Source organism: Halomonas ventosae (assembly GCF_004361885.1).
In the GTDB taxonomy this organism is placed as follows: domain Bacteria; phylum Pseudomonadota; class Gammaproteobacteria; order Pseudomonadales; family Halomonadaceae; genus Halomonas; species Halomonas ventosae_C.
Genome location: NZ_SNWH01000001.1, coordinates 151,258 through 174,487, shown reverse-complemented (window position 1 = coordinate 174,487; position 23,230 = coordinate 151,258). Strand labels below are relative to the sequence as shown.

Below are 23,230 nucleotides of genomic sequence, written 5' to 3'. Positions count from 1 at the left end.
TATCGATTACGATTACGCGTGTTCCGCCATACGCTGGAACACCTCATTGCGCGAGGCCAGCTCTTTATAGCTGCCGTTATCGATGACCCGGCCATCCGCCAGCAGATAGATGGCATCGCACTGTTTTACCGTGGCCAGGCGGTGAGCGATCATGATGATGGTCTTTTTTCCGATAAAGCCATGAATGGCGTCCATGATCAGTTTTTCGGTAATGCCATCCAGAGCGCTTGTCGCCTCATCCAGCACCAACACGTCAGCGTCGTCATATAATGCCCGCGCGATGCCGATGCGCTGACGTTGGCCACCGGAAAGTTGCACGCCGCGCTCGCCTACTCGAGTGTCCAATCCATCGGGAAGCTCTTTCAGCAATTCATCCAAATATGCCATCGAAGCTGCACGACGCACTTTCTCATCGTCGATTTCGTCGATCGGCAAGCCGAAGGCGATATTCTCTCGGATTGAGCTGTCCGCCAGGAAGATGGCCTGGGGTACAAAGCCCAGGCTATTCTGCCAGGCTCGACGGCGTTCATCCGTCAATGGCTGGCCGTCGACAAGAATCTGCCCTTGCTGGGGCTCGATCAGGCCGAGGACTAAATCGATCGCCGTTGACTTGCCGGAGCCGGAGGCACCCACCAGCCCAATCACCTTATTCGCAGGAATTACCATATCAAGGCATGTCAGCGCGGGGTCGTCCTTGCCTGGATAGGTAAATGTCACATTGGCTAGCTGTATTGACTTGCGGGGTGCCAGAAAAGACGTTTCCAGCGGTTCTGGTTTTGCCTTTGCTTTCTCGCTCTGAGGCTGCGAAACGCTGGCTTCAAGATCATCGCGTAGCGCATCAAACGCCGCAAGGTTTCCACGGATCTGTGAGAGGCTGGTATACACTTGCTGGAAGGCGGGCAGCAGCTTGAAGCCGGCGAGTGCGTAAACGGAAAGTATAGGCAAGATAAGCCCCAGATTCCCTTGGTGGACCGACAATAAATAGAGCACCAGGAAAATCACGCTGCCAAACGCGACCAGCTCCATGGCGTAGCGTGGTGCTTGGCCCAAGGCCTGAGTGGTGCCTTGTGCTTCAGCGAAACGCTCGCTGGCTTTATCAAAACGGTCGGTGAATACCTGCTGGCGACCCAGCAGCAAAGCATCCTTGATGCCGCCAAAACCCTCATTCATCAATTTGAAGCGCAGTTGCTGGGTCTCGGAAATACTCTTGCCGTTGCGCATCAGCCTGCGGCGAACGGTGCGATAGAGCAGCATGTAGGCCACTGAAAATATCGCCAGCCCCGCCAAGGCCACTACGGGGTTGTAGAGAAAAATCGCCACCGTCATGAATACCGCCATCATCAACTTGGCGTTCATCTGCATCAGCGGGTTGATGATGCTGTTGGTGATGCGCTGACACTCCTGGGCGATCTGGTTGGTGAGCTGGCTACTGCTGCCGCTGGCGTGGAACAACCAGGGCTGATGCATGTAGTGCCTGTATAGCCGACTGCTGAGTTCGGCACCTACCCGCGCGCCATACATCGAGAGCCGCCAGATGGTATACATCGAGATCAGCGCTGCCCCGGTCAGCACTACCAGCACACCAATGCCCAGCCAGAATAGAAAGGTGCGCGGTTCGCTGAAGCCGCTGGCCCGGTAGAGCTCGGCCATCATCCCGCCGCCCTGCAGCTGGCTGATGTCGCCCACCAGGGCCATGAAGGGGCCGATGGAGACCACGCTAGCAATCTCGGCGAAGGACATCAGCACCACCAGCATCTGCAGGCGCAAAAGCTTCTTGCGCTGCTCGGCGGTGAGCAGGGAGTAGAGTTCTTTGAGCTGTGCAAGCATATAAGGCGCGAGAAATCGCTCTATGAGGTGGCCGGTGGAGGGTATTCTGAGTATGGTTTGAAGGATAGCAGCGATGAGCGGCGAGTAATGTTGTGGGAACACAGCGTGCTGCGCGATACCTCTGCAATACGCCGGGTGCCTGCCAGCGCCAATCGCTCAGTCAACTGAGCGCCCACATGGTGATATCGCTCGTTGCTTGAGACTCATTATCGACGTGCGATTGCCCTGTTTGGCGGCCTGGCTGCCACGCTGGGTATCCTGCCCTCCGGGATTGGCTAGTGCAGCCCTTGTCGAACGCCGCGACGTTCATCCTTTCCGCGCTTGACGGGCGGTGGACTGATTCACTGGCCGTAGAACTCGCGGTACCAGGCCACGAAATTGGCCACGCCCTGCGAAACCGGCGTGGCGGGCTTGTAATCCACCGCTTTCTCGAGTTCACTGCTGTCGGCGTAGGTATCGGGCACGTCGCCGGGCTGCAGCGGCAGCAGCTGCTTGATCGCGGGCTTGCCAAGGGCCTCTTCCAGCGCTTCGATGTAGGCGCTGAGCTTGACCGGGTCGTTATTGCCGATATTGAACAGCCGGTACGGGGCATTGCTGGTGGCCGGGTCCGGCGCGTCGCTGTTCCATTCTGGATGGGGAGTGGCGATCTGGTCGCTGGCGCGAATCACACCCTCGACGATGTCGTCCACGTAGGTGAAATCGCGAGTGTGCTGGCCGTGATTGAACACCGGGATGGGCTCACCGGCGAGAATGTTCCGGGTGAACTTGAACAGCGCCATGTCGGGGCGCCCCCAGGGGCCGTACACGGTGAAGAAGCGCAGGCCGGTGGTGGGCAGCCCGAACAGATGGCTGTAGCTGTGGGCCATCATCTCGTTGGCTTTCTTGGTGGCGGCATAGAATTGCAGCGGGTGGTTGGCTCCGTCGTGCTCGGAAAACGGCATGCGTGTGTTGGCGCCATAAACGCTGCTGGTGCTGGCATAGGTGAGATGGGGCACCTTGGCATAACGACAGGCTTCCAGCACGTTGGTGAAGGCCACCACGTTGCTTTCCACATAACTGTGCGGGTTTTCCAGGGAGTAGCGCACGCCGGCCTGGGCGGCCAGGTGGATCACCCGGTCAAACGCGTGCTGTGCAAAGCAAGCACTCACCGCCGGCTGATGGGCCAGATTGTCGCGAATCAACTGGTACTCGCTGCCGCAGCACTCGGCAGTGGCTTCGAGAATCGCCAGGCGGGCTTCCTTGATGGCGGGGTCGTAATAGTCGTTGACGCTATCGAAGCCGACCACGCTGTCGCCGCGCTCGAGCAGGCGCCTGGCGGTATGAAAGCCGATGAAGCCGGCGTTGCCGGTAACGAGAATTTTCATGTAATCCGGAGTTCCTTCGGTGATGCTGCTCAGCGGTTGTGCTTAGCAATGTTGTTCGGTGCTGTTGTTTGGTGCTATGGCTCAACGATACTGGTAATGGTAGTAGCCGTAGTGGCCACCGGCGGTCGAGGGCTTGCGCTCCACGGCATTGAGTACGGCGCCACGCACGCTAATGCCGTTGTCTTCCAGGCGCCGCTTGGCCGCCTTGATCTCACGTACCGGGTTCTTTTCGAAGCGCGCCACCAGTAGCGTGGTGTCGCAGTGCTTGCCGACCACGCTGGCATCCGTTACCGCCAGCATCGGCGGGGTGTCGATCAGCACCAGGTCGAAACGGTCACTCAGCGATTCCATGGCCTCCGCCAGGCGCGACTGCATGAGCAACTCGGAGGGGTTGGGCGCTACCCTGCCGCGGGTGATGACGTAGTAATTCTCGATGCCCGTGGGGCGAATGATCTCGGCAAGCCCGCACTGCCCTGCCAGATAGTCGGAAAGCCCGGGTCTGGCCTCCAGCTTGAAGGCGCGGTGTAGGTAGCCCTTGCGCAAGTCGGCATCGACCAGCAGAACCCGCTTGCCGGCCTTAGCAAACACCGAGGCCAGGTTGATGCTAAGGAAGCTCTTGCCTACCTCCGGGCTGGAGCCGGTGATCATGATGCGGTTGTTGCAGCCTTCCAACAGCGCAAAGTGCAGGCTGGTGCGCAGCCCCCGAATCGCTTCCACACTCAGGTCGGCCGGATCGCGTTCGGCCAGCACGCCGGTCACCACGCTTTTGGTCTGCCTCAAGCCTCTGCGCCGTATCCGCTTGGTCAGGCGCGACTGGGCAGTGGAGAGCGGGATGGTGGCATACACGGGAATGTTGGCCGCCTCGATCTGGTCGGGCGAGGTCACGCCACGGCGCAGCAGCTCCCGCGTCAGCACCAGGCCCACACTCAGCACCAGCCCCAGCAGCGTCGCCAGAATCAGCATGCGATCCCGATTGGGCGCCACCTGGGCGCTGATTACTGCTGTATCGATGATGCGCACGTTGCCGATGGTGCCGGCACGCGCCACTTCCAGTTCCTGAATCTTGTTGAGCACGTTGACGTAGATCGCCTGGGTGACGTCGACATCCCGCCGCAGACGCACCACCTTTTGTTGGGCGGCAGGCAATTCGCTGACGCGTTCGTTCAGCTCGGCCCGGTCCTGCATAATCTGGCGGCGCTGACGTAGCAACGCCTGGTAGGTGGGGTGGCTGGGCGTATAGCGCTGCGCCAGTTCAGCCTCCTGGAACTCCAGCTCGTTCAGGCGGGTTTCCAGCTCGATATAGCGTTGAATGGCTGCCTGGGATTCGCTATCGAGATCGACACTGTCCAGATTGGCCCGATACTCATTGAGGCGCTGTTCGGCCTCGGAGAGCTGAGCGCGAAGTTCAGGCGCTTGCGACTCGAGAAACTCCAGGCTCTGCTGGGCCTGGGCCGATTGACGCTCGACGTTCTGGGTCAGAAAGGTCTCGGCCACTGCGTCCAGGGTGCGAGTGAGCTCGGCAGGGTCATCGCCGGTCATGTAGAGACGCAGCATGCCGGTGCCTTCGCTGCCTCTCGCGCCACCGGCGGAATCGCGAACCTGCAGGCGGGCGCTGATGCTGCGAATCGCTGAGGTGCGACGCTGCTTCATGAGGCGAAAGCGGGCGCCGGGCGCTGCATCGAAGCTGGCTATATGCAACGTCAGTTCATCATCGAGAAAGCGTTCAACCTGGCCGATCCGGCCGCTGCCGATGGGTTGATCGTCCAGCAGCACCCGATACCCCTCTTCCTGACGTTCGACGAATAGCCGCTGCCCGCGACGGCTATCGGCCAGATCGAAGCGTGCCACCTCGATCGACTCATCGCCCCAGACATACGGCTGTCCTTCCATGAATTCAGGGCGAGCAATCCCCTGCCGCTTGACGAAATTGCCGATATAGGGCAACTCGACCGGCTGCACGATAACGTCGCGCTCGAGGCGATCCACCACCTGCCCCAGCACCATGCGCGACAGCAGAATCTGCACCTCTGCCGGCGCACTGACCACCTCATCACCGGTGATACTGCCTACGGTACCCAACGGACTAACGCTTGAGCGGCGCTCTACCTGCACCAGGGCGTCGGCCTGGTAGATCGGCGTGGCCAGCTGGCCTTGAACATACCCAAAGCCGGCGAACAGCAAGGTAATGATGATGATCAGCCACTTGTGGTCCAGCAGCACGCCCAGCAGGCGCCCGAAATCGACGCTGTTTTCGCGACTGTCTGGCTGTGCTGGCGATGGAGGGGGTGTCTCGTTCATGAACTCAGTCTGCGGAAAAAGAAGAGAGAAGGGGCCTGAGCAAAGGCATTAGAGACGTTGTGACCAGAGACGAGTCGCCTCGTCCAGTAGCTGGTACACGTGCTCGAACACGTCCACGCTCTTGCGGTAGGGATCGGGGATGTCGATCGGTGCCTGTGGATCTAGCCATTTGCCCATCAGCAGGGTCTTGCCACGTGCCTGCGGCCAGCGCCTGGCCAATGCCTGGCGCTGGCCGTCTGTCATCACCAACACCAGGTCCGCTTCAGCCAGTAAAGGGTCATCAAGCTGGCGAGCCCGATGGGCATCGAGGTCAAGCCCGTCGGCCATGGCCAGCCGACGGGCCTGGTCATCCACCGGCTGCCCCACCAGGGCGCCCAGGCCGGCGGACTCTACCGCCAGCCCCGGTAGCCGGCGTTGCAAGAGTGCCGCTGCCACGGGGCTGCGGCAGATATTGCCAGTACATACGATCAATATCCGCTGGAACATGCCTAGAGCATCCCTCCGAGCTCTTGACCACTGCGATTGACATCACCCGGGAAAGTCAGGGACGGCAGCAGCAGGCTGATCACACGGTTCCAGCGAGCCAGCGGTGCGGTGGTGACATACACCACATCGCTGGCCTCGAGCGGGAACTTGCTGGCCATCATGTAGGCGGTCGCGTCACTGACGTCTAGCTGATAGACCGTGGCCAACTTGTCGCTTCCCAACGGCTTGGGGCGTAGCACAAAGATGCCGGAGGCATCGCCGCGCGTTTCATCGATGCCTCCGGCACGCGCCAATGCGTCGGTTAGCGAAAGGCGTTCGCGATTCATACGAAGGTTGCCAGTCGTTTTGACCTGACCGAGCATGGCAATCCCCTGATTGTCGGCGCTTGGCAGGTGAAGCTGATCACCGTCGCGCAGCAGACGATTCTGGGTTTGATCCCCCTCGCTGAGCAGCGCAAACAGCGATAGTTGCTGTTCCTCCCCGTCACGAATCAAGGTGAGCCCATGCCAGTAGGCATCCTCGCTGGGTCCACCGGCCGCGCTGATGGCATCCACGATGGTCAAGGGCACATTGGTAATGGGCAGCGCGCCCGGTGAGCCCACGGCACCTGTCACGTACATCTTCTTGGAGTTGAACTCGGCGACAAACACATCCACCTGCGGGTCTTTCAGGTATTCCGAGAGGCCACGCGTCAGCTGCACACGGATATCATCGGTAGTCTTTCCGGCAACCTTGATGCGCCCCAGGAAGGGATAGAAGATAGTACCGTTAGCTCTCACCACCTTGCCCGACTCGGCGGCACTGTTTTCAGCGCCCGTGGGATTGGTGAGTTCAGGATAATCGTAGACGATGATGCTCAGAACATCGCCAGGGCCTACCTGGTAGTGGTATGCGGCGATCTCACGGCGTAGTGATTGCGGCTGCGCCTTGGGCGTTGGCCGCTGGCGTTCGATACGCTGCAGCAGTGCCGGGGTGATGGCATGGATATCCACCATGGCGGAAAGGTCTACGCTCTCGGCCTCGTCTGCCCAACTCTCCATATGCCCGCCGGGGGCGATGGCACAGCCCGTCATGCCAAGCAGTGCCAGGCCCGCAAGCATGAGCTGAAGTGCTCTGGGTATCGGCATGTGTATCTTCCTTTTTGTTGTGCTTCGGCTGTTGTCTGTCTCTGCCGGGCCTTGCTTCACCACGCTACCGCCCCGAGATGCTGGCACATTCTCGAGGCCTGTCAATAACTTATATATTTACTGTTGGTCCTGAAAGCAGACCTGGTCATCGTCGGGCGGTGTTTATTTTCTGCGGGCCTTATTAAATATCAGCGGGGCCATTCCAGCGGCCCGCTGGATCGGGGGCACGTTTCTTGCTGTTGCTGCTCATGAGGGCAGCTGACGGCGCCAGAACCTGGCACCGTCGTCCTTGATCGAGACAAGCATGGCATAGAATAAGGGAACCACGCGGGAGCGGAAGATCGAACAGCAGCGACCTCAAGCCGAGCCTTTGGCCTGGCTTGAGAAGAAAAGCAAAGCTGTCGAGACAGACCAAGAAGCGACGACAAGAGCGGAGACATGGAACCCTCCTTGGTTCTTCGCTGCGGAGGAGACGTTGACACGTCCAGACGCCTCAACAGGCCAGTATGTCTTCGATGCTAGGAATGACGTAGGGTACCTATTTCAGGTTACTCTATAGTTACAGGAGGTAGCAAAGAAAGCTTGCTGCGGATAGCAAAGAAAGCTTGCCGCGATGCCATGACCGGCATTGGTGGCACAGGCAAGGGCACCATCGTCACGCCTGCGGCTTGCGCGACTTCGCTTCCACAGGGGTAGTTGGCTCGAGGACCCTGGCTATCGCGCAATAAATTGCGCTCCCGCAGCCACATCTCAGGTGCCTGGCGGCGCCAATCGCTCAGTAAAATGAGCTCCCACGTTGTGGTATCACTCGATGCTGGAGAATCATCATCGGCGTGCGTTTGTCTTGGAGTGAGGCAAAAGAACTCCTGATCCAAAGTGGCGTGAGAGTGTTGGCGTGAGAGTAAAGCATCAACGCCGGGTGGCGTCGTAGCCCAGGTCGGCGCCGCGGCTCTCGTCGCTGCGGCGACGGGCACTGCCTCGCTTGCGGTTCTCTTCCTCACAGACCTCATCCTTGCCGCCGCAGACCTCGCAGCCTTCCTTGAGGCCGAGTCGGTTGAGACCGCCGCAGCTTCCGGCGATGGGCTTGCGCCCCATGATCACGCCGATAGCCATGGCGGCCACGACCAGCAGCATGAAAGCGAATGCCATCAGATAAAGGGTCATTGTAAGACTCCTGGATTTCGAAACGGGGTAAACCACTTTATCACAGTGATAACTTATCACTGTGACAACGCGGAAACGCTCAAGCTCCACGATGCCGGTGCCTGAGATGCCGACAGCAGACGATGGCCTGGCGATCGGCATGTCGAGCAGCAGAGGCGAAGGGGCCGGCCTGGTGGCCGGCCCGGGGTCGTACTACGCGGGGTGAGATCAGCCGCCGAAGTCATCCAGCAGGATGTTCTCGGGTTCCACGCCCAGGTCGGTCAGCAGCTTGATGACGGAGGCGTTCATCATGGGCGGCCCGCACATATAGTACTCGCAGTCCTCGGGGGCCGGGTGGTCCTTGAGGTAGTTCTCGTAGAGAACATTGTGGATGAAGCCGGTCGGGCCATCCCAGTTGTCCTCGGGCTGCGGGTCGGAGAGCGCCAGGTGCCACTCGAAGTTGGGAAACTCCTCGGCCAGCTGATCGAAATCCTCGTTGTAGAAGGTTTCGCGCCAGGAACGCGCGCCGTACCAGAAGGAGATCTTGCGATCGGTCTTGATTCGCTTGAGCTGGTCGAAGATGTGGCTGCGCATCGGTGCCATGCCGGCACCGCCGCCGATGAAGATCATCTCGGCGTCGGTATCCTTGGCGAAGAACTCGCCGAATGGCCCCATCACCGTGACCTTGTCACCCGGCTTCAGCGAGAAGACGTAGGTGGACATCAGCCCCGGCGGATAGTCAGTGTTGGGCGGCGGAGTGGCGATGCGGATGTTGAACTTGAGGATGCCCTTCTCTTCCGGGTAGTTGGCCATGGAGTAGGCGCGGATGACTTCCTCGGTGTTCTTGTGGGAGATGTTGAACAGCCCGAACTTCTCCCAGTCGCCGCGGTACTCCTCGTCGATGTCAAAATCCTTGAACGAGATATCGTAGGGCGGTGCCACCAGCTGCACATAGCCGCCGGCACGGAAGGCCACTTCCTCGCCCTCGGGCAACTTGAGGTTGAGCTCCTTGATGAAGGTGGCGACGTTGGGGTTCTTGATGACCTCGCATTCCCACTGCTTGACCCCGAAGACCTCTTCCGGCACCTCGATCTTCATGTCCTGCTTCACCGGCACCTGGCAGGAAAGTCGCCAGCCTTCCTTCTTTTCGCGCAGGGTGAAGTGGGACTCCTCGGTGGGCAGGATCGAGCCCCCCCCCTCCTCCACGCGGCACTTGCACTGGGCACAGGAGCCGCCCCCGCCGCAGGCGGAAGAGAGGAAGATGCCGTTGGCGGCCAGGGTGTTGAGCAGCTTGCCGCCGGCCTGGGTGGTCAGGGTGTGCTCGGGGTCGCCATTGACCTCGATGGTCACGTCCCCGGTGCTGACAAGCTTGCTGCGGGCGGCCAGAATCACCACTGTCAGACCGATAATGATCACGGTAAACATGACCACACCGAGCAAGATGACTGTTGTATCAACCATGTCGGTTTCCTATTGCTTGCGTTGCCTGAACCCCGGCGGCAAGGCGTGCCGCCGGGAAAGCGCGACCTGCCTCAGAGCTGAATGCCGGAGAAGGACATGAAGCCCAGCGACATCAGCCCCACGGTGATGAAGGTGATGCCCAGCCCCTGGAGCGAAGCGGGCACGTCACTGTACTTGAGCTTCTCGCGGATTCCGGCCAGTGCGGTGATGGCCAGCGCCCAGCCAGTGCCGGCCCCCAGGCCATAGACCACCGACTCACCGAAGTTGTAGCTGCGCTCGACCATGAACAGCACCCCCCCCAGGATGGCGCAGTTCACGGTGATCAGCGGCAGGAACACGCCCAGGGCGTTGTAGAGTGCCGGCACGTACTTGTCGAGGAACATCTCCATGATCTGCACCAAGGCGGCGATGACGCCGATATAGGAGAGCAGACCGAGGAAGGAGAGATCGATGTTCTCGGCACCGCTGATGCCCGTCCAGGTCAAGGCGCCCTCCTTGAGCAGGAAGGTGTAGACCAGGTTGTTGACCGGCACGGTGACGGTCAGCACCACGATTACCGCGATACCTAAGCCAATGGCCGAGGAGACCTTCTTGGAGACGGCCAGGAAGGTACACATCCCCAGGAAGAACGCCAGGGCCATGTTCTCGACGAACACTGAAGCGACGAACAAGCTGAGATAGTGTTCCATGTTACACGGCCTCCTGCGGCTGGGTGTTGGGCTTCATGGTGAACTCGTTCTCCTCGACCTGTTCCGGATTGAGCGAACGCATCACCCAGATGAGCAGGCCGATGATGAAGAATGCCGACGGCGGCAGTAGCAGCAGGCCATTGGGGACATACCAGCCGCCATCCTGCACTGATTTCAGCACGGTAAAGCCGAATACGCTGCCGGAACCGAGCAGTTCACGGAAGAAGCTCACCACCATCAGGATGAAGCCGTAGCCCAGGCCGTTGCCGATGCCGTCGAGGAAGCTGAGCAGCGGCGGGTTCTGCATGGCGAAGCCTTCGGCACGTCCCATCACGATGCAGTTGGTGATGATCAGGCCGACGAATACCGAGAGCTGCTTGGACATCTCGTAGGCATAGGCCTTGAGGATCTGGTCCACCACGATGACTAGCGAGGCGATGATGGTCATCTGCACGATGATGCGGATGGCCGATGGAATCTGGCTGCGAATCAGCGACACGAAGAAGCTCGAGAGCGACGTCACGAAGATCACCGCCAGCGCCATAACCAGCGACACGCTCATGCTACTGGTAACCGCCAGCGCCGAACAGATCCCCAGGATCTGCAGGGCGATGGGGTTGTTCTTGAAGATCGGCGTCAACAAAACGCCTTTGGGAGTCGGTGCAGACATGATCAGGCTCCTTCAGTAGCTTTGGATGCGGTGCCCGCTTCCTGGACGGCGGACGGGGACACACCCTTGCGGAACTTGGCCAAGTACTCGCCGAAGCCTTGCGGGCCTAACCAGAACTGGACCAGATTGCTCACGCCCTTGCTGGTCAGTGAGGCACCGGACAAGGCATCAACCTCGGTCTCGCCGCTGGCCTGCCCTTTGACGAGTTTAATGGCCGGCTGGACGCTATCGGCATCGGCGAAGATCTGCTTGCCTTCCCACTGGGACTTCCAGCGAGGATCATCCACCCTGCCACCCAGGCCGGGTGTCTCGGAATGCGAATAGAAGGTGATGCCGTTGATGGTATTGCCGTCCCCCTTTACGGAGAGATAGCCGCGCATCAGACCCCACAGGCCCTGGCCACGAATCGGCAGGATGATCTGCTGGGGGTCGTTGGGATCGCCCACCAGGTAGACCGTGCTGTAGTTCTCGATGCGCGACAGGCCGGCGATATCCTTCTCGCCGGACAGGGTTCGGGACTGCGCCGGATCCCTGGCGGCCTGGAAACCGTCGTAACGCTGCGGATCATGCTGCTCGGAGTACTCGCCGGTCTCCAGGTTGACGACACGCGGGGTGATCTTCTCGCTGTAGACTTTCTCGACGTCGATACCTGGCTTATAGATATCGGCGACGGCGAGGATATTCGACTTACGGTCGAGCTCCTGGTTGAGCTGCTGCTTGGAGCGCAGTGCCACGGCGGCGGTGGAGACGATGATCGAACACACGATACAAAGTGCGAACGCCACCGTCAGGATCTTTTTGATGGAGTTGTTGCTCTGTGCCATCAGGCATTCTCCTCGGCCGGCACACCGGTGCGCTGTAGGCGGCGCTTAATGTTGGCCTGTACAAAGAAGTGATCGATCAGCGGAGCGAACAGGTTGGCGAACAGGATCGCCAGCATGATGCCTTCGGGGAACGCCGGGTTCACGACACGGATCAGCACCGTCATGACGCCGATCAGGGCACCGAAGATCAGGCGCCCCGGATTGGTCATCGAGGCGGAGACCGGGTCGGTGGCCATGAACACCATGCCGAAGGCGAAGCCGCCGACCACGAGGTGCCAGTACCAGGGCATGGCGAACATCGGGTTAGTGTCGGAGCCGATCAGGTTGAAGAGCACACTGGTGGCCACCATGCCCAGAAAAACACCCAGTACGATCCGCCAAGAGGCGATCTTGGTCCATAGTAGCACCGCCGCCCCAATTAGGATCGCCAGGGTCGAGGTCTCGCCCATCGATCCCGGGATGAAGCCGAGGAAGGCGTCCCACCAGCTGAACTGGTTGGAGAGTGTCGTCATGCCATCCTGGAAGGCGATGGACAGCGCGGTGGCACCACTGTAGCCGTCGGCCGGCACCCAGATGGAGTCACCGGAGAGTTGCGCCGGATAGGCGAAGTACAGGAAGGCGCGGCCGGTCAATGCCGGGTTGAGGAAGTTCTTGCCAGTGCCGCCGAAAACCTCCTTGCCGATCACCACGCCGAAGGTGATGCCGAGTGCCACCTGCCACAACGGAATGGTCGCAGGTAGGATCAGCGCATAGAGTACGGAGGTGACGAAGAATCCCTCGTTGACCTCATGGCCACGCTTGATGGCGAACAGCACCTCCCAGAAGCCCCCAACCACGAAGGTCACCAGGTAGATTGGCAGGAAGTAGGTGGCGCCCAGCACCAGGTTGGACCACAGACTGCTCGGGTCATGGCCACCGGCCAGGGTCGTGACGATCGCCTCTCGCCAGCCGCCAGGGGCGCCAAAACCGTCGGCGATGGCCAGGTTGGTCAGCCAGCCGGCATTCCACATGCCAAAGAACATCGCCGGGAAGGTACACAGCCAGACGGTGATCATGATGCGCTTGAGATCGATGCCGTCACGCACATGAGCGGTGGTCTTGGCCACATCGGGCGGCGAGTAAAAGATGGTGTCTACCGCTTCAAAGAGCGGATAGAACTTCTCGTACTTGCCGCCCTTGTGGAAGTGCGGCTCGAGGTTGTCGAGCGTCTGTCGGATACCCATCATCAGGCCTCTTTCTCGATCATGGTGAGGTTATCGCGCAGGATGGGACCGTACTCGTACTTGCCGGGGCACACGTAGGTGCATAATGCCAGGTCCTCTTCATCCAGCTCCAGGCAGCCGAGCTGCATTGCCGTCTCAATGTCGCCGACGATCAGCGAGCGCAACAACTGGGTTGGCAGGATGTCCAGCGGCATCACTTCCTCGTAGACCCCTACCGGCACCATGGCACGCTCGGAGCCATTGGTCGAGGTGGTCGGCGCGTAGTCGTGCAGGCCGGTGAACTTAGACAGGTAGATACCCATCACGGAGTGGCGGTTCTTGCCGAGCGACAGCCAGCCCATCCAGACGCGCTTGTTGCCCTCCTCGAGCAAGCTGATCTGATTATGAAAGCGCCCCAGGTAACACAGGCTGCCCGCGCAGGTGGCCCCGCCGAACACCGACCCGGAGATCACGCGGGTGTCGTCGGGATCGATCACCTCGCCGTCGAGCAGCTCGTCGGTACAGGCGCCGAGGCGGGTGCGCAGCAGGCGTGGATTCTCGGCCCGCGGGCCGCCCACGGCGATTACGCGCTGGACATCCAGCTTGCCCTCGGCAAACAGCTTACCGACGGCGATGACATCCTGATACCCGATGTGCCAGACGCGCTTGTGCAGGGCCACCGGTGAAAGGTAATGGATATGGGTGCCCACCAGACCGGCGGGATGCGGGCCGGCGAAGGTCTCGTGCTGTACTTCGTTGAGATCCGTGCCCGGGATGCGGGCATCGGGTGCGGTGCAGAGGTAGACCTTGCCCTCGGTGAGACGGGCCAGCACCTTCAGGCCGTCTTCGAAGGCCTCGGGCTGGGCGTTGATGATCTCGGCGGGGTCCGCGGCCAGGGGGTGGGTATCAAGGGCCGGGACGAAGATATCGGTCGGTGAGCTGTCGATGGCCGGGGTGCGCGAGTAGGGCCGGGTGCGCAGCGCGATCCACAGCCCCGATTCGACCAGCTGATCGACGACGGTCTGGCGCTCGAGCGCTTCGAGCTTGTCACGGCCGTGAGCGGTAAACTCGATCGCCTCCTCGCTGTCATCAACCTTGATCACCACCGAAAGCAGCTTGCGCTTCTCGCCGCGGTTGATGGCGACTACTTCGCCTGCCGCCGGTGCCGTGAAGCGTACGCCGTCGATCTTCTTGTCGGTGAACAGCAGTTGGCCCAGCTTGACCCTGTCCCCCTCACGAACCTCCATGGTCGGCTTCATGCCGACATAGTCGGTGCCCAGGACGGCCACATGGCGCACCGCACGCGCATCCTCGAATCGCGCCTCCGGTGTCCCCGCGATGGGGAGATCCAGGCCTTTCTTGACGTCGATCATAGTCTCGCCCAGTTGATGGATCGGAAAGATGAAGAAAGGGGTTCGAATGGATTCGAACACTTCGATTTCAGTAGCTTACCAGCCCGGTCCGAGCCTTGCTCGAACCGCCGCGAAAAATCCACCATATTATAAAGATAAGCGTAGGGGATCACCACCTGACCGATGGTCGCAAAGAGGGGCAAGCTGCAAGACACAATGACCCAGAAACGCAAGAAGCAAACCCAAGGGGGCTCCTTGTGGCTTGCTTCTTGTCGCTTGCGACTGCCCGAAGGGCCGTCAGCCCTGGACGCGCGGCAGCTTGAGGAAATGTACGTTGGAGACGTGCTGCAGGATGCGAATCACCTGGCAGCTATAGCCGAACTCGTTGTCGTACCAGACATAGACCACAGCATTCTTGCCGTTGGCGATGGTCGCCTTGGCGTCGACGATGCCGGCATGGCGATTGCCAACGAAGTCAGTGGAGACCACTTCGGGCGAATCGACGTAGTCGATCTGCTTCTGGTAGGGCGAGTCCAGCGACATCCGGCGCAGGAAGTCATTGAGCGCTTCGGCATCGGTGTCCTTCTCCAGGCGAAGGTTGAGGATTGCCATGGAGACGTTGGGCGTGGGCACGCGAATGGCGTTGCCGGTCAGCTTTCCGGCAAACTCCGGCAGGGCCTTGGCCACTGCGCGGGCGGCACCGGTCTCGGTCAGCACCAGGTTGAGCGGAGCACTGCGGCCGCGGCGATCGCCCTTGTGGTAGTTGTCGATCAGGTTTTGGTCATTGGTATAGGAATGCACGCTCTCCACGTGGCCATGCTCGACGCCGAACTCGTCGTTGAGCACCTTGAGCACCGGCACGATGGCGTTGGTGGTGCAGGAAGCCGCGGAGAGAATACGATCCTGCTCGCCGATATCCTGATGGTTGATGCCATAGACGATATTAGCGATGTTGCCCTTGCCCGGCGCGGTCAGGATCGCCTTAGCCACGCCCTGGCACTGGATGTGCTGGCCAAGGCCCGCCTCGTCGCGCCAGATGCCGGTGTTGTCGACCACCACGGCGTTGTCGATGCCGTAGGCGGTGTAGTCGATCTCAGCGGGGGAATCGGCATAGATCACCTTGATGACGTTGCCGTTGGCGGTAATGGTGCGCGCCTGAGTATCTACGCTGATGGTGCCGTTGAAGGGGCCATGCACCGAATCGCGGCGCAGTAGGCTGGCGCGTTTCTCCAGATCCTTGGCGATGTCGCCGCGGCCGCGCACCACGATGGCGCGAAGGCGCAGCAGGCTACCGCCACCGGCCTTTTCGACCAGCACGCGCGCCAGTATCCGGCCGATACGACCGAAGCCATAGAGCACCACGTCCTTGGGCTGGCCATTGCTGCCGCTCGCATCATGGGCGCCGATGATCTCCTCCAGCTCGCGACGCAGGAAGGCCATGGCATCGCCACCGCCCTGCTTCTTGAAGGCCACACCCAGCTTGCCGACATCGACGTGAGCCGGGCCCAGCTTGAGCTCGGTCATCGCTTGGACCAGCGGGTAGGTGTCCTGAACGGAGAGCTCGGTTCCCTCGATCTTGCGCACGAAGCGGTGATCCTTGAGGATGCGGATCGCGCTGCGATTAAAAAGCGAGCGCCCGAACATGGTCACTACCACATTGTTGCGACGGTAGAGACTGCCGATCATCGGGATCATCTGCTCGGCGATCGCCTGGTTGTCGTGCCATTCCTGGAAGACGCTATCGAGGGAGTGCTGACTCACGGGTGACCTCTCCTTGGTGAGAACAGTAGGAAACGAATTACGGCGTATTATCCGGGGTGGCGCCGCGCGGGGCAATCGCAGGATGGTCGCAGCCGCTGTAGGCGTTTTACAGGAATCAGCCCCGGACTACAGCGATGCCACGAGGCTGGTATCATGCTCGCAACCTTGTTTCACCCTTGCTCAGTTTCACCCTCGCTCACGACCACGGTTGGGTAACCGAACGCATGCCGAATTTCTCGCCGCTCGACCCGCCTCGCCCCCAGGGGCTGCGCGACATTCTCTACTGGCAGACACCGCCGGGCAGCGCCACTGCCCTGGCCCTGGCCCACCTCGCCGAGGATGCCCCGCTGCTGGTGATCACCCCCGATACCGCCGCGGCCCAGCGCCTGGAGAGTGACCTGTGCTTCTATGGCCACCTGCCGGTGCTGCCGTTCCCCGACTGGGAGACGCTGCCCTACGACAACTTCTCGCCGCACCAGGACATCGTCTCGGCGCGGTTGCGCACGCTGCGCCGGCTGCAGAATGGCGAGCACGGCATCGTGCTGGCGGCCATCCACACCCTGATGCAGCGCCTGCCGCCGGTGGACTACATCGCCGGGCGAGTGATGACTCTGGAAACCGGCCAGACGCTGGAGCGCGAGACCTTCCGCGATGCCCTGTCGCGGGCCGGTTACCGTGCCGTGGAGACGGTCTACGAACCCGGCGAATACGCCCTGCGCGGCGCGCTGATCGATCTCTACCCGATGGGCGCAGAGGCGCCGCTGCGCATCGACCTGTTCGACGACGAGATCGACACCCTGCGCCACTTCGACCCGGATACCCAGCGCAGCCAGGACCGGGTCGAGCGCGTTGAACTGCTGCCCGCCCACGAGTATTCGTTGTCACGCTCGGCGATCGCCTGCTTCCGCGAGAACTTCGAGACGTTGTTCGACGTCGATCCCCGCCAGTGTCCGCTCTACGTGGATGCCCTCAAGGGCATTCCCTCCCCCGGCCTGGAACAGTACCTGCCGCTGTTCTTCGACGAGACCGCCACGCTCTTCGAGCACCTGGCCGAGGGCACCCGGGTGGCCATGCTGCCCGGGGTGTACCAGGCCGCCGAGCACCACTGGTCGGCCATCGAGAGCCGCTTTGATAACCTTGGGGTCGACCCCACCCGCCCACTGCTTCCCCCGCACCGCGCCTTCGTGCCGGTGTCCGAGGCGTTCGGTGCCATCAAGCGCCATCCCCGCGTGGCCTTGACCGACGATGAGCACCACCGTCACGCCGTGGTGCCTGCCACCCGGACGCCACCCACGGTGACGGTGAATGCCCGCGCCAAGCAGCCGCTGGCCAGCCTGGAGACCTTCCTTGCCGATCACCCCGCCACTCGGGTGCTGTTCGTCGCCGAGTCGCGGGGCCGGCGCGAGGCGCTCGAGGAGACCCTGGCGCCGCTGCACCTCTCGCTGCGCCACGTGGAGGACTTTCCGGCCTTCCTGGAAAGCGACGCGCGCCTGGCGATCACCGAAGGCGAAATCGATACCGGGCTATGGCTGACCGACCCGGACTTGGCGGTGATCAGCGAGACGGAGCTATTCGGTGAGGTGGTCCGCCAGAGCCGCCGCCGTGAGCGGGCCACCGACGATAACGAGCTGGCGATTCGCCACCTTTCGGAGCTGCGCCCCGGTGCCCCGGTGGTCCACCAGGCCCATGGCGTGGGCCGCTACATGGGCCTGGAGACGATTGAGGCCGGCGGCCAGGCCGCCGAGTTCGTGACCCTGGAGTACGCCGACCAAGCACGCCTGTATGTGCCGGTGGACAATCTGCACCTGATCTCGCGCTACGCTGGGACCGACGACGAGCTGGCGCCGCTGCACCGGCTGGGCTCGGACCAGTGGGACAAGGCACGCCGGCGCGCCGCCGAGAAGATTCGCGACACCGCCGCCGAGCTGCTTGACATCTACGCGCGCCGCGAGGCCCGGGAGGGCTTTGCCTGCGCACCGCCCGATGCCGAGTACGCTCGCTTCGCCGCCAGCTTCCCCTTCGAGGAGACCCCCGACCAGCGTGCCGCCATCCAGGCGGTGATCGGCGACATGACCGCTCCACGGCCCATGGACCGAGTGGTGTGCGGTGACGTAGGCTTCGGCAAGACCGAAGTCGCCATGCGGGCGGCCTTCCTCGCTGTGCATTCCGGTCGTCAGGTGGTGGTGCTGGTCCCCACCACCCTGCTCGCCCGCCAGCACTACGAGAACTTCCGCGACCGCTTCGCCGATACCGCGGTGAACATCGAGCTGATCTCTCGCTTCACCGCCGGCAAGGGGCAGGCCGCGTCGCTCAGGCGTATCGAGGAGGGCCAGGCAGACATCGTCATCGGCACCCACAAGCTCCTCTCGAAGAGCACCAAGCTGCCCCATATGGGGCTGTTGATCATCGACGAGGAGCACCGTTTCGGCGTAGCCCAGAAGGAGCGCTTGAAGAGCCTGCGCGCCGAGGTAGACATTCTGACCATGACTGCCACGCCGATCCCGCGCACGCTGAACATGGCGATGAGCGGCATGCGCGACCTATCGATCATCGCCACGCCCCCTGCCCGCCGCCTGTCGGTGAAGACCTTCGTCCAGCAGCGTGACGAGGCGGTGGTCAAGGAGGCGATCCTGCGCGAGATCCTGCGCGGCGGCCAAGTCTACTTCCTGCACAACGAGGTCAAGACCATCGAGACCGCCGCCGAGAAGGTCCGCGAGCTGGTGCCCGAGGCCCGGGTCGGCGTTGCCCATGGCCAGCTGCCGGAGCGCTCGCTGGAGCGAGTGATGTCCGACTTCTACCACAAGCGCTTCAATGTGCTGGTCTGCTCGACCATCATCGAGACCGGCATCGACGTGCCCAGCGCCAACACCATCATCATTGAGCGTGCCGACAAGTTCGGCCTGGCCCAGCTCCACCAGCTGCGTGGGCGCGTGGGGCGCAGCCACCACCAGGCCTACGCCTATCTGCTGGCCCCGCCGCCCCGGGTGATGAGCCAGGATGCCGTCAAGCGACTGGAGGCCATCGCCGGGGCCGAGGATCTCGGCGCCGGCTTCACCCTGGCCAGCCACGACATGGAGATCCGTGGCGCCGGAGAGCTGCTCGGCGAAGAGCAGAGCGGCCAGATGGAGGCCATTGGCTATGGCCTGTACATGCAGATGCTCGACCGAGCGGTAACGGCGATTCGTGAGGGCCGCACGCCCAATATCGAGTCGCCGCTGGAACAGGGCGTGGAGGTCAGTCTCAACCTGCCGGCATTGATTCCCGATGATTACCTACCGGATGTCCAGCAGCGCCTGGTGATGTACAAGCGCATCGCCAGCGCCGCCGACGAAGCCGAGCTCAAAGAGCTGCAAGTGGAGATGATCGACCGCTTCGGCCTGTTACCGACGCCGGTCAAGACCCTGCTGCACCAGACCCGCCTTCGCCAGCGTGCCGAACGCCTGGGCATCACCCGTCTGGAAGCCGGCCCCGAGAAGGGCCGAGTGATCTTCGCCAGCCAGACCGTCGTCGACCCGCTGGTGCTGGTGGAACTAATCCAGCGCGCTCCGGATCGCTACCGCCTGGACGGCGCCGATACTCTGCGCTTCGAGGCGCCCATGGAGAAGGAAGAGGCCCGTTTCCAGGCGGTGGAACAGCTCCTCGACACGCTCAATCGCAAGGCCGAGGCAGCGTAGCAGGCTCGAGAAACGAGAAAGCGAGGGGCCAGCCCCGTCGAACCTCGAATCTCAAACCTGACCAAGTGGAACTGGCAGATGACTCGATGCCTGGGCGATACTATCGGGTCAAGACGCCCAGGAAGCACCCATCGCAGCCCCCCGACCAATGGCAACCACGAGAGCATGACGTTCATGAAGCACGTTTCCCCGTTCGGGCACGCCGCCCGATTCATCATGGCGCTGGGGCTTTGTGCCGGCCTGGCCGCCCCCCTCCAGGCCAGTACCGATCAGGTCACTGGCGATAGCCCGAGCAACGAGGCGTGGCCCCGCGGCTACTACCCGCTGCCCGAAGAGGGGGATCTGGTCGGTGAGGTCTATACCGTGACCGCCGAATCCGGCGACACCCTGATTGATATTGGCCATGCGCATGGCATCGGCTACCAGGAGATGGTGCGCGCCAATCCGGGGATCAGTATCTGGGCGCCCTTGCCGGGCACCGAGATCGTGATTCCCGGACGCTTCATTCTCCCCGAGGGCCCCCGTGAAGGTGTGGTGGTCAACGTGGCGGAGATGCGCCTCTACTACTACCCGCCTGCCGAGGAGGGCGAGACGCCCCGCGTCGAGACCTACCCCATCGCGGTCGGGCGCATGGACTGGAACACGCCCCTGGGTACCACGCGCATCACCGAGAAGGTCAAGAACCCGGCCTGGTACCCGCCAAAGTCGATCATTCAGGAGCATGCCGAGGAGGGTCGCTACCTGCCGAACGTCGTGCCAGCCGGGCCGGACAATCCGCTGGGCACCCGCAAAATGCGCTTGGGCATTCCCGGCTATCTGATCCATGGCACCAACAAACCCGAGGGTGTCGGTATGCGCGTAACCCATGGCTGCATCCGCATGCTGCCTGAAGACATCGAAGCCCTCTTCCCGCGCCTGCCGGTCGGCACCCAGGTCACGCTGATCAATGAGACGCTCAAGCTCGGCTGGGAGGAAGGCACCCTGCACGTCCAGGCCTACCCCTACCTAGACGAGGAAGACGGCACCACCATCCAGCGCATCACCGAGGCCCTGGATGAGGTGGACGAGGCGACCAGCGGGCTCGATTACCCGGTGGACTATGCTCGCCTGCGCGAGGTGGTAGAGGTGCCAAGGGGCATCCCCGTCGCCCTTGGCGTTTCTGCCCCCGAGCCCGCGCCCGAGACGCTCTGGGATCGGCTGGAGCTAATCGCGGCCGATAACGACTCCCGCGAGAACCAGTCTGAGGAAAGCTGAGCGCTGCAGGCCTGATTGCGCAGCAGATAACAACATCCACCAACGACAGGGGCCTCGCCGTTACCGGCGAGGCCCCTGTCTTGAAGGTTCAACCACCACCCGGCAGGGCGGTGGAGAACAATCACTTACGCATGGAACGCTCGAACATGCGGTTCATTTCGTCGCGGTTCTGCTGGGACATCTGCAGGGCCGCCTGAGCGTCGCGCTGAGCCTTGTTGGCAGTGTTCTGCGCCTGGTTAGCGATGCTGCGTGCCTCTGCTGCATCAGCTTGGGCTGACTCGGCAGTCATGCGAACGTCTTCCAGAGCGCTGTTGGAGGCACAACCGGCCAGAATGGCCAGCGAAGCGGCAGCGGCGGTCAGCTTCAGGGTAGTCTTCAGAGTCATGGTGTTCTCCTTGAGTCTTCCTTGGGTACTGCGTTGGTGTTGCCTGAGAATCAGGCTTCCTGCAAAAGCAGGCCTTCTTGCAGCGACTTCTGCTGCGAAGCACAGGAGTCAAACGCCGTTTAGTGATAAGCAGCGGCGACTGTCCACAGCTTAGAACGTCCCTTGCGAATGTAAAGCTTAGCGGATCACGACACGCGTGCCAATGTCGATCAACGACGACAGTCGTTCGATCTGGGCGTTGGTCACAGCCACGCAACCATTGGTCCAGTGAAACCGCTGGTGAATCTCAGGATCCCCCTCGCCGACCCCGTGGATCCCGATGAAGCCACCGAGCACCGTATCCTGGGGTGGATAGCCGTGGCGACGATAGTAGGAGAAGTAGTCGTCAAAGTCCTGTTGACTGTACACCCCGGCCTCCAGGGCCATGCGCGCATGGGTGGGCGTGGGGTAGTCGAGCCCGATGAAGATATGAAACTTGCTGTGCCGGTTGAAACGGTTGACCCGGAACTCGCCGAGCGGCGTGGCACGGTCGCCCCGTTGGCGCTGCGGCTTGGCCCCACCGCGGCCCAGCGAGACGGGTGCGAAGCGCTCGACACGCCGCTTGCCACGATAGAGGCTCAGTGACGACTCCTGGTCTTCAACCAGCACCCACCGTTCGCTGTCATGCCGAGGAACGATGGCACGGGCCAGCAGGCTGTCCATCTGGCTGGCAGAGGCGGGAGTAGCCAGCAGCAGCAAGGGCGAGCTCAGCGCCAGCAAGCCGAAGCGGCGACGGGAAAGGGGCTTCATCGATGACGTCTCTGGCTCATGCGGGAAATGAAAGGCTTCGTAGCGACTCTATGTTATACCGGATTGATCCCCGACTGTGAGGGGCATGGTCCAGGGCGATCGAACGTAAGTAACATGCGAGGGCAGCGGATCAAGCCCAGCGAGTACCGTGAACTGGCTGGCCAGCGTAAGGCCGTCAGTGAGTTCGAGAACATCGACAAGACGACCTTCGATGCGCAAACGCAGGCGACAGCGATCTTGCGAGGGATCGAGATGGATATCGCTGGCCCGCGCCAAGATAGCCTCCTCAAGCAGCACGTGGGCCATTATGGCATCGTCATCGCCCCCCGGTGGCTCGTCGGCAAGCAACGCCGCGCGGCGAGGCAGGAAGCGATGCCTTGCCGTCTAGATCCGCTGGGTTATCGCCTTGTCCTCAATAGTCCTCGAGTCGTTGCATGTCACGCACCAAGCGTCGAACCTCGGCCTCGTGCCCGCTGGAAAGTGAAGCGAAGAATTCCCGCTCAGCCTGTGCAGAGGCCAATTCGACACGATGCGCGTAAAGATCCTGCAGCGTCCTGTGCATGGTCAACGCGGTGGAGAGCACATCCTGTACGCTATCGCAGGATATGTTGTGGGTGAGGCGCTCGAGGGTGGGCGCATGGGGAAAGTCGGCAGGATCGTCGAACCAGGTCTCAAGGACGTTGCGATGCTTGCTCTCCTCTTCGAGGTAGCTGGTTAGCTCGCGCTGCATCTTGCGTTCATGTTCGGCCAGGTACTCCAATGCCATGCGCACCCGGTCGTTGACGTCAGTGGCGGCCAGCTGGTCATACTGTTCGGCGAGCCCACGATGGTAATCGGCCGCCCAGGCGACCAGCTCCTTGACCTGATGAAAGCGCATTGCGGCTCCTCCTCCCCTTGATGCCCCGAGATGGGCGGATAGTGAAT

The 23,230-nt window shown here is 61.8% G+C and carries 18 protein-coding genes; 2 read left to right on the top strand and 16 right to left on the bottom strand.

Going from position 1 to position 23,230, the window contains the following annotated elements:
* Positions 1–12: 12 nt before the first annotated feature.
* The 13 genes from DFO68_RS00780 to DFO68_RS00720 form a co-directional block, all read right to left on the bottom strand.
* Complete coding sequence (locus DFO68_RS00780; RefSeq protein WP_133481103.1) at positions 13–1,827, bottom strand: ABC transporter ATP-binding protein; 1,815 nt, start codon at positions 1,825–1,827, stop codon at positions 13–15.
* A gap of 341 nt (positions 1,828–2,168) precedes the next feature.
* The gene (locus DFO68_RS00775) at positions 2,169–3,191 is read right to left on the bottom strand and encodes an NAD-dependent epimerase (protein WP_133481101.1); all 1,023 of its coding nucleotides are present in this window, start codon (positions 3,189–3,191) and stop codon (positions 2,169–2,171) included.
* Positions 3,192–3,272: 81 nt separating this feature from the next.
* A complete protein-coding gene (locus DFO68_RS00770; RefSeq protein ID WP_133481099.1) occupies positions 3,273–5,489 on the bottom strand; it encodes a polysaccharide biosynthesis tyrosine autokinase in 2,217 nt (738 codons plus the stop codon).
* Between the two features lie 48 nt (positions 5,490–5,537).
* On the bottom strand, positions 5,538–5,975 hold the full coding sequence (locus DFO68_RS00765; protein ID WP_133481097.1) for a low molecular weight protein-tyrosine-phosphatase: 438 nt from the start codon (positions 5,973–5,975) through the stop codon (positions 5,538–5,540).
* Positions 5,976–5,977: 2 nt separating this feature from the next.
* Positions 5,978–7,102, bottom strand: a complete 1,125-nt coding sequence (locus DFO68_RS00760) for a polysaccharide export protein (protein ID WP_133481096.1) — start codon at positions 7,100–7,102, stop codon at positions 5,978–5,980.
* 909 nt (positions 7,103–8,011) lie between these two features.
* Positions 8,012–8,266 carry a (Na+)-NQR maturation NqrM gene (gene nqrM / locus DFO68_RS00755; protein ID WP_133481094.1) on the bottom strand — a complete coding sequence of 85 codons (255 nt, stop codon included), beginning with the start codon at positions 8,264–8,266 and terminating at the stop codon, positions 8,012–8,014.
* A gap of 207 nt (positions 8,267–8,473) precedes the next feature.
* Complete coding sequence (gene nqrF / locus DFO68_RS00750) at positions 8,474–9,706, bottom strand: NADH:ubiquinone reductase (Na(+)-transporting) subunit F (protein WP_133481092.1); 1,233 nt, start codon at positions 9,704–9,706, stop codon at positions 8,474–8,476.
* 71 nt (positions 9,707–9,777) lie between these two features.
* Entirely contained in the window at positions 9,778–10,395 is a 618-nt protein-coding gene (gene nqrE / locus DFO68_RS00745) for an NADH:ubiquinone reductase (Na(+)-transporting) subunit E (protein ID WP_071945613.1), read from the bottom strand.
* A 1-nt stretch (position 10,396) separates the two neighbouring features.
* Positions 10,397–11,065 (bottom strand): NADH:ubiquinone reductase (Na(+)-transporting) subunit D, encoded by a 669-nt coding sequence (locus DFO68_RS00740; RefSeq protein ID WP_133481090.1) that lies wholly within the window; start codon positions 11,063–11,065, stop codon positions 10,397–10,399.
* A gap of 2 nt (positions 11,066–11,067) precedes the next feature.
* Entirely contained in the window at positions 11,068–11,889 is an 822-nt protein-coding gene (locus DFO68_RS00735; RefSeq protein WP_133481088.1) for a Na(+)-translocating NADH-quinone reductase subunit C, read from the bottom strand.
* Positions 11,889–13,115, bottom strand: coding sequence for an NADH:ubiquinone reductase (Na(+)-transporting) subunit B (locus tag DFO68_RS00730; protein WP_133481086.1), 1,227 nt, complete (start codon positions 13,113–13,115; stop codon positions 11,889–11,891). Before DFO68_RS00730 ends, DFO68_RS00735 begins: the two co-directional genes overlap by 1 nt.
* Positions 13,115–14,464 carry a Na(+)-translocating NADH-quinone reductase subunit A gene (locus tag DFO68_RS00725; RefSeq protein ID WP_133481084.1) on the bottom strand — a complete coding sequence of 450 codons (1,350 nt, stop codon included), beginning with the start codon at positions 14,462–14,464 and terminating at the stop codon, positions 13,115–13,117. The genes DFO68_RS00730 and DFO68_RS00725 overlap by 1 nt, the downstream gene beginning before the upstream one ends.
* A gap of 276 nt (positions 14,465–14,740) precedes the next feature.
* Complete coding sequence (locus DFO68_RS00720; protein ID WP_133481082.1) at positions 14,741–16,204, bottom strand: glyceraldehyde-3-phosphate dehydrogenase; 1,464 nt, start codon at positions 16,202–16,204, stop codon at positions 14,741–14,743.
* Positions 16,205–16,428: 224 nt separating this feature from the next.
* Between DFO68_RS00720 and mfd the strand changes: the two genes are divergently transcribed.
* Both mfd and DFO68_RS00710 read left to right on the top strand, forming a co-directional pair.
* A complete protein-coding gene (mfd, locus tag DFO68_RS00715; RefSeq protein WP_133481080.1) occupies positions 16,429–19,878 on the top strand; it encodes a transcription-repair coupling factor in 3,450 nt (1,149 codons plus the stop codon).
* A 174-nt stretch (positions 19,879–20,052) separates the two neighbouring features.
* The gene (locus DFO68_RS00710; RefSeq protein ID WP_243726371.1) at positions 20,053–21,132 is read left to right on the top strand and encodes a L,D-transpeptidase family protein; all 1,080 of its coding nucleotides are present in this window, start codon (positions 20,053–20,055) and stop codon (positions 21,130–21,132) included.
* 121 nt (positions 21,133–21,253) lie between these two features.
* On the opposite strand, the gene DFO68_RS00705 is transcribed toward DFO68_RS00710, so the two are convergent.
* From DFO68_RS00705 to DFO68_RS00690, 3 genes are all read right to left on the bottom strand, one after another.
* Entirely contained in the window at positions 21,254–21,517 is a 264-nt protein-coding gene (locus DFO68_RS00705) for an Lpp/OprI family alanine-zipper lipoprotein (protein WP_133481076.1), read from the bottom strand.
* A gap of 177 nt (positions 21,518–21,694) precedes the next feature.
* Positions 21,695–22,306: a L,D-transpeptidase family protein gene (locus tag DFO68_RS00700; RefSeq protein ID WP_133481074.1), complete on the bottom strand. Its 612-nt coding sequence runs from the start codon at positions 22,304–22,306 to the stop codon at positions 21,695–21,697.
* 412 nt (positions 22,307–22,718) lie between these two features.
* Positions 22,719–23,183, bottom strand: a complete 465-nt coding sequence (locus DFO68_RS00690) for a 2-hydroxyacyl-CoA dehydratase (protein WP_133481071.1) — start codon at positions 23,181–23,183, stop codon at positions 22,719–22,721.
* Positions 23,184–23,230 lie beyond the last annotated feature (47 nt).